Here is a 4,269-nt window from a genome sequence, read left to right on the forward strand (position 1 = left end):
CCCGATCACGACGACCTCGCGCGCCTCGGCGATCAGCCTCACCGCCTCCTCCAGCCGCCCGTCGCCGAGCGCAGCCGCGAGCCGGGCCAGGTTCGCCCGCTCGCTCTCGAGGTGCGCCGTGAGCGCGTCGCCCTCGCCCTGCGCGGGACCCACCGGCACTCCGGAGCTGCGCAGCGCGCGGGCGTGCTCGCGGACCTCCTGCGAGTTTGAGAAGCCGAGTCTGCGGAACAGGCGCGAGACCGTGGCCTTCGACACCCCGCTGTGCTGGGCGAGCTCGGTGGCCGTGTACACGGCCAGATCGCCGAGGTGGTCGAGGATGAAGTCGGCGGCCCGCTGCTCCTGCCGCGAGAGCGTGGCGTAGCCCGCGTCGATGCGGTGCCCGATGCTCGACGTCGAGGCGGGAACGGGTGCGGCGCTCACGCCGGCTGCACCCCGGCGGAGGCGTCCGCCAGCGCGAGCACCGCGGCCTCGAAGGCGTCGAGCGCCGTCGCGACATCGGCCTCCGTCACGTTCTCGTCGGGGTGGTGGCTGACCCCTCCCTCGCAGCGGAGGAAGAGCATCGCGTACTCGGTGAGCTCGGCGACCGCCATCGCATCGTGCCCGGCCTTCGAGAACAGCACCATCGGCTCCGCGTCGCCGGTCGCCCGGATGCCCGCCCGCACCACCTCCTGGAGTCGCGCGGAGGCCCTGACGGCCGGCGCCGAATGGGTCTCCTCGATCGTCAGCGCGAGCCGCCGACGCGAGGCCGACTCCGACATCGCGTGCTCGATCGCGTCCCACGCCGCATCGCGGAGCTCGTCCGTCTCGGCTCGCAGGTCGAGGCTGAACTCCACGCGCCCGGGGATCACGTTGACGGCTCCCGGGAAGGTCTCGAGCCGGCCGACCGTCGCGATCACGCCCTGCTCGCGCGCGATCCGCTCGACGGCGAGGACGGCCTCCGCCGCTCCGGTCAGCGCGTCCCTGCGCCGGTCGAGGGGGACGCCGCCCGCGTGGCCGGCCTTGCCGGTGAGGGTGAGCCCGAAGCGGCGCGCGCCCGCGATCGACGAGACGACGGCCAGCGCGCGGTCGGCCTCCTCGAGGTACGGGCCCTGCTCGATGTGCGCCTCCAGATAGGCCGCGATGTCGCCGGAGTCGCGCGCGGCGGCTCCGATGCGCGACGGGTCGAGCCCGAACGCGTGGAAGGCGTCGACGAGCGTCGTGCCTTCGGCGTCCTGCAACTCCCACCAGTGCTCGTCCCAGGTGCCGGCCAGCGCGCGCGAGCCGAGCAGCGCCGTGCCGAAGCGGGTGCCCTCCTCGTCGCCGAATGCGACGACCTCGACCGCGAACGGCAGACGGCGTCCCGCCGCGTGCAGCCGCGAGACGACCGCGATCGCGAGCATGACGCCGAGGATCCCGTCGTAGCGCCCCGCATCGGGCACGGTGTCGAGGTGCGAGCCGAGCAGGAGCGCCGGGAGTCCCGGGGTGGAGCCTTCGTAGCGGCCGCACTGGTTGCCCGCGGCGTCCTGCCACGTGCGCAGGCCGGCCTCCGTCATCCAGCGCGCCGCCATCGCGTTCACGCGGGCGTGCTCGGGCGAGAGGTACACGCGCTCGATCCCGCTGCGGCTGCTCGAGACCGCGGCGAGCTCGTCGCAGCGGGCCATGATCGCGGCGGCGTCGATCATGCCCGCGCCGCCCCGTAGACCTCGTACGCTCCGGCGACTCCCCCGCCGACCGGCACGGAGGCGCCCGCGCGGCGCAGCACCGCCTCCAGCGCCGCCAGGGTGGTCAGCACCGCGTCGGTGCGGGCGTTGTAGCCCATCGTGCCGATGCGCCAGACCTTCCCGTGCAACGGGCCGAAGGAGGTGCCGATCTCGATGCCGAAGTCGGTCAGCATCGCGCCACGCACCGCGTCGCCGTCCACGCCCTGCGGGATGTGCACCGCGACGACGTTGCTCATCTTGTGGGCGACGTCGCCGAACACCTCAAGGTCGAGTCCGCGGACGCCCGCGAGCATCGCCGAGCCGTGCAGCGTGTGCCGGGCGACCGTCTGGTCCAGGCCCTCCTCGACGATGATGCGGGCGCACTCGCGGGCGCCGTAGAGCATCGTGGTCGCCTCGGTGTGGTGGTTGAGGCGGCGCGGTCCCCAGTAGTCGAAGACCATGCCGAGGTCGAAGTAGTTGGAGCGGACCCGCTGCGCGCTGACCGCGTCGTCCTCGTCGCGGATCCCGGCCTCGATGCTCTTGCGCGACTCGATCACCGCGACGGCCTTCTCCGAGAAGGTGACCGGCGCCGATCCGGACGGGCCGCCTAGGCACTTCTGCAGACCCGCCGAGACCGCGTCGAGCCCGAGCTCGTCGGTCGCGAAGGCGTTGCCCGCGAGGGAGGCGGTGACGTCGGTGTAGAAGAGGGCGCCGTGCTTCTCGCAGAGCGCGCCGAGCTCCTCCAGCGGCTGCGCCATCGTGGTCGAGGTGTCGCCGTGGACCACGGCGAGCACCTTCGGCTTCACCCGCGCCAGAGCCTCGGCGATCGCGGAGACGGGGAAGACCTGCCCCCACTCCGCCTCGATGACGTGCACCTCGGCCCCGCACCGCTCGGCGATCTCGCGGAGAAGGTGCCCGAAGCGCCCGAAGACCGGCACCAGCACGCGGTCGCCCGGCTCCAGCATCGAGACCAGCGCCGCCTCGATGCCCGCGCGGCTCGTGCCGTCGATGAGCATCGTCTTCTCGTTGCGGGTGCGGAACACCTGCCGGTAGAGCTCCTGGGTCTCGGTCATCGTCGCGGTCATGAAGGGGTCGTACTGCCCGACCAGCTGGGCCGACATCGCGCGGAGCACCCGCGGATCGGCGTTGATCGGTCCCGGACCCATCAGCAGGCGCGGCGGCGGATCGACGGGGAGGAACGGCGCGGGCGCGGACATGATGGGGACCACCTCTTCACAGGACGGACGGACAGAGAAAAAGAAGTTTCAGGTGTGCATCCTACGCAACAGACGTTTCTCCGGTGTTTCGGGATCCTGCACGGCGAGGCGGGTCTCGAGACGGCGCTGCACTCTTCCTCGACGAGCAGGATTCGGCCCCATCGGGCGGCCACGATACCCGCGCAGCGGGCGCATCAAGGCCCCCGCACCACGAGAGCGAGCTACCCCACGACCCGTGCCGCCTCCTCCAGCAGTGCCAGGTCGGCGCCTCGGGGCCCCACGAGGCACAGCCCGACCGGCTTCCCCTCGACGAGCAGCCGCGGCACCGACAGTGCCGGATAGCCTCCGATGCCCGCCAGACAGGTCAGCCCGAGCGTCGCCGTCCTCGCCTCGTCGATCACCTCAGCCGAGGCGTCGAGCGCCGGAGCGACCGACGAGGCGGACGGCAGCAGCAGAACCCGCCCGTCGAGCTCCTGGTCGAGCGCCGCGCGGAACTCCGCGAGTCGCTCTCGCGCGCCCACCTCGGTCGCCGCGTCCACCCTCGACGCCGCATCGAACCGGGCCTGCACGTCCGGCGCCAGCACGCCGGGATGCGCGGCCACCCACTCGCCATTGGCGGCCCACGCCTCCGCGGCCTGGACCAGCCGGAACGCCTCGACCATCTGGCCACCGGCGGCAGAGCGACGCGCGCCGCGCCGAGGTCGGCCACCGCCGCGCCGAAGGCGGCGCGCACCGAGGCGTCCACCCCGCTCGAGCAGCGCTTCCGCGATCACGAATCCCCCCCGCCGTCTCCTGAGCAGCCCCCGCCAGACCGACGGCCGCGACCCGGCGCAGCGTCGCGAGGTCGCGGGTCAGCCAGCCGACTGTGTCGAAGCTCGGCGCCAGCGGCAGCAGTCCCGCCGCAGGCACCGCGCCGTGCGTCGTGCGCAGCCCCCACAGGCCCTGGTACGACGCCGGCACCCGGATCGACCCCGCCGTGTCCGTCGCGAGCCCGATCGCCGCCTGCCCGAGCGAGACCGCAGTCGCCGGCCCGCTGGAGGAGCCGCCGGGGATCGCTCCCGGCACCGCCGGGTTCGGCGGGGTGCCGTAGCCGGAGTTGCGCCCCGCGATGCTGTAGGCGAACTCGTCGGTCTGCGCGATCCCGCGCACCGACGCCCCGGCGTCGAGCAGCATCGCCACCGCCGGTGCCGTCGACGTCTCGAGCGGCGCCTCCGCGAGTCGCCGCGGGACGCCCGCGCCGATCCGCTGTCCCTCGATCGCGAAGAGGTCCTTCACCGCGACGTCCAGGCCGTCGACTGCTCCGGAGGAGGCGGCCGGCACGAGCGGTGCCCCCACTGCCCGCCACACCCGCGGATCGAGCGCGGGGGCAGGCG

General features: G+C 73.6%; 4 protein-coding genes and 1 pseudogene. All 5 read right to left on the reverse strand.

What is annotated here, in order from left to right; all coding sequences use genetic code 11:
• On the reverse strand, window positions 1-420 hold a 420-nt coding region (locus tag ACH61_RS17055), incomplete at its 3' end, for a MurR/RpiR family transcriptional regulator (protein ID WP_161489676.1).
• Window positions 417-1,661, reverse strand: a complete 1,245-nt coding sequence (locus ACH61_RS14140) for an allantoate amidohydrolase (protein WP_068213235.1) — start codon at window positions 1,659-1,661, stop codon at window positions 417-419. The genes ACH61_RS14140 and ACH61_RS17055, both read right to left, overlap by 4 nt.
• Complete coding sequence (locus tag ACH61_RS14145; RefSeq protein ID WP_068213238.1) at window positions 1,658-2,896, reverse strand: pyridoxal-phosphate-dependent aminotransferase family protein; 1,239 nt, start codon at window positions 2,894-2,896, stop codon at window positions 1,658-1,660. The genes ACH61_RS14140 and ACH61_RS14145 overlap by 4 nt, the downstream gene beginning before the upstream one ends.
• A gap of 221 nt (window positions 2,897-3,117) precedes the next feature.
• Complete coding sequence (locus ACH61_RS17995) at window positions 3,118-3,558, reverse strand: amidase (protein WP_236713702.1); 441 nt, start codon at window positions 3,556-3,558, stop codon at window positions 3,118-3,120.
• Window positions 3,559-3,778: 220 nt separating this feature from the next.
• Window positions 3,779-4,243, reverse strand: a pseudogene (locus ACH61_RS18590) (amidase family protein); the annotation flags it as partial.
• Window positions 4,244-4,269: the final 26 nt, after the last annotated feature.

This window comes from Rathayibacter tanaceti (genome assembly GCF_001634385.1).
GTDB lineage: Bacteria > Actinomycetota > Actinomycetes > Actinomycetales > Microbacteriaceae > Rathayibacter > Rathayibacter tanaceti.